Annotated in this window: 1 protein-coding gene; it reads right to left on the bottom strand. The window is 66.8% G+C overall.

Going from position 1 to position 3356, the window contains the following annotated elements:
- On the bottom strand, positions 1-3356 hold a 3356-nt coding region (locus KDJ86_RS11040; protein WP_291745529.1), incomplete at both ends, for a vitamin B12-dependent ribonucleotide reductase.

The raw sequence follows: 3356 nt of genomic DNA, 5'->3' as shown, positions 1-3356 counted from the left end.
TCGGCGCACATGTTGCCGGTGTAGCCCATGGCGAGCGCCTGGGCGCGGCGGTCGGCGGCGCGCTTCTTGTCGGCCTGCACCGCATCGGCGGCCTGTGCGCGGGCTTCGGCGGCTTCGTCCGCAGCCTCGTCGGAGAACAGCGCGTCGGTCGCCTCCTGCTCCAGTTCGCGGGCGAATTCGCGCGCGCGTTCCTCATAGTCGCGCTTGAAGGCCGTCGCCTCGGTGTTGCGCGTGAACGCCGCCGCCTCTTCCTGCAGAGCCAGCACGGTTGCGCCGGCGATGACCGAGGTCACCGTGGAGCCGCCGCGCGATGTCGCCGCGCCGGACGGGGCGGAGGCGACGGGCGCCTTCAGCGGGGCAGGGGACGCGTGCCGGGGATCGCCGAAGCGGTCGCCCGCGCCGGCGCCGCCCGCGCCCTTCGGCGTGTCGGAACCGGTCACCACCTTCAGTGCCGCGCCACGCGTCAGCCCCTTGGAGAAGGGCACGGTCTTGCCTTCCGAAATGCCCTTGCCGAGCGCGGTATTGGAGAAATCCGACATGTCGACATGGGCGAGGTCGTGGCGCGACAGGTAGGACACCGCCAGTTCGCGGAACACGTAGTCGAGGATCGAGGTGGCGTTCTTGATCGCGTCGTTGCCCTGCACCATGCCGGCCGGCTCGAAGCGGGTGAAGGTGAAGGCCTCCACGAACTCCTCCAGCGGCACGCCGTATTGCAGGCCAAGCGAGATGGCGATGGCGAAGTTGTTCATCATCGCCCGGAAGGCGGCGCCTTCCTTGTGCATGTCGATGAAGATCTCGCCGAGGCGGCCGTCGTCATATTCGCCGGTGCGCAAGTAAACCTTGTGGCCGCCGACGATCGCCTTCTGGGTGTAGCCCTTGCGGCGGTTCGGCATCTTCTCGCGCTCGCGGATCGCCTTCTCGACGATGCGCTCGACGATCCGCTCCGCGACAGCTTCAGCGCGGGCCGCAGCGGGCTTGGCGACGATCTGCTCGACGGCTTCCTCTTCGTCGTCCTCCTCGTCGGCGAGGAGCTGGGCATTGAGCGGCTGCGAGAGCTTCGAGCCGTCGCGGTAGAGGGCGTTCGCCTTCAGCGCGAGGCGCCAGGACAGCATATAGGCCTTCTTGGCGTCCTCGACGGTCGCGTCATTCGGCATGTTGATCGTCTTGGAGATCGCGCCCGAGATGAAGGGCTGGGCCGCCGCCATCATCCGGATGTGGCTCTCCGCCGAAAGGTAGCGCTTGCCGATCTTGCCGCAGGGATTGGCGCAGTCGAAGACCGGCAGGTGCTCGTCCTTGAGGCCCGGCGCGCCTTCCAGCGTCATCGACCCGCAGATATGGAGGTTCGCCGCCTCGATCTCCTTCCTGGTGAAGCCGAGATGCGTGAGGAGGTCGAAAGCCGGATCGGAGAATTTCTCCTCCGGCACGTTCAGCGCCTTCATCTGCTCGTCGCCGATGGTCCAGCGGTTGAAGACGAACTTGATGTCGAAGGCGGATTCGAGGCCGGCCTCGATCTTCTCGATCGTCTCGTCGCGGAAGCCCTTGGCCTTGAGCGCGGCCGGGTTGATGCCGGGCGCGTTCTTGATCGAGCCGTGGCCGACCGCATAGGTGGTGATGTCGGCGATCTGCTTCTCGTCATAGCCGAGGAGGCGGAGCGCCTCGGGCACCGCGCGGTTGATGATCTTGAAGTAGCCGCCGCCGGCGAGCTTCTTGAACTTGACCAGCGCGAAGTCGGGCTCGATGCCGGTGGTGTCGCAATCCATGATCAGGCCGATCGTGCCGGTCGGGGCGATGACGCTGGCCTGGGCGTTGCGGTAGCCGTTGAGCTCGCCGAGGGTGACGGCGCGGTTCCAGGCGGTGCGCGCCCGCTCGACGATGCGCAGGTCCGGGCAGGTGGCGCCGTCGAGCGGCACCGGCGCGATATGGACGCCGTCATAGCCGTCGGCGACCCCTTGCGCCGCGCGGCGATGGTTGCGCATGACGCGGAGCATGTCGTTGCGGTTCTTCTGGTAGCCGGGGAAGGGGCCGAGCTCGCCGGCCATCTCCGCCGAGGTCGCGTAGGAGACACCGGTCATCAGTGCGGTGATCGCGCCGCAGATCGCGCGGCCTTCCTTCGAGTCATAGGAAATGCCGGAGGTCATCAGCAGGCCGCCGATATTGGCGTAGCCGAGGCCGAGGGTGCGGTATTCGTAGGAAAGCTCGGCAATCCGCCTCGACGGGAACTGGGCCATCAGCACCGAGATCTCGAGGACGATGGTCCACAGCCGGACCGCATGCTCGAAGGCGTCGACGTCGAAGCGCTTCGCCGCGTCGCGGAACTGGAGAAGGTTCAGCGAGGCGAGGTTGCAGGCCGTGTCGTCGAGGAACATGTATTCCGAGCACGGATTCGAGGCGCGGATCGGCCCGGATGACGGGCAGGTGTGCCAATCGTTGACCGTGGTGTGGAACTGGATGCCGGGATCGGCCGAGGCCCAGGCCGCCTCGCCGATCTTCTCCCACAGCTCGCGCGCCTTCAGCGTCCTGGTGGTCTGGCCGGTGATGCGGGCGGTGAGGCTCCAGTCGCGGTCATCCTCGACCGCGTTGAGGAAGTCGTCGGTGACCCGGACCGAGTTGTTCGAGTTCTGGCCCGAGACGGTGAGATAGGCCTCCGAATCCCAGTCGGTGTCGTAGATCGGGAATTCGATGTCGGTATAGCCCTGGCGCGCGAACTGGATGACGCGGCGGATGTAGTTTTCCGGGACCTGGCCCTTCTTGGCGGCGCGGACCTCGCGCTTGAGGGCAGGGTTCTGGTTGGGATCGAAGCAGGCGTCGCCGTCGCCGTCGCAGTTGACGCAGGCCTTCATGATCGCCTTGAGGTGCTGGGAGATCACCTTCGAGCCGGTGACCAGCGCGGCGACCTTCTGCTCCTCCTTCACCTTCCAGTCGATATACTGCTCGATGTCGGGATGATCGATGTCGACCACCACCATCTTGGCGGCGCGGCGGGTGGTGCCGCCCGACTTGATGGCGCCGGCGGCGCGATCGCCGATCTTGAGGAAGGACATCAGGCCCGACGACTTGCCGCCGCCGGAGAGCCGCTCGCCCTCGCCACGCAGCGCCGAGAAGTTGGAGCCGGTGCCGGAGCCGTATTTGAACAGGCGCGCCTCGCGCACCCACAGATCCATGATGCCGCCGTCGTTGACGAGGTCGTCGGCGATCCCCTGGATGAAGCAGGCATGCGGCTGGGGATGCTCGTAGGCGGTCTCCGAGGCGCGGAGCTCGCCGGTCTTGTAATCGACATAGAAGTGGCCCTGGCCCGGGCCGTCGATGCCATAGGCCCAGTGCAGGCCGGTGTTGAACCACTGGGGCGAGTTCGGCGC

The organism is Bauldia sp. (assembly GCF_020442045.1).
In the GTDB taxonomy this organism is placed as follows: Bacteria; Pseudomonadota; Alphaproteobacteria; order Rhizobiales; family Kaistiaceae; genus Bauldia.
This window is presented reverse-complemented; position numbering and strand designations above follow the sequence as displayed.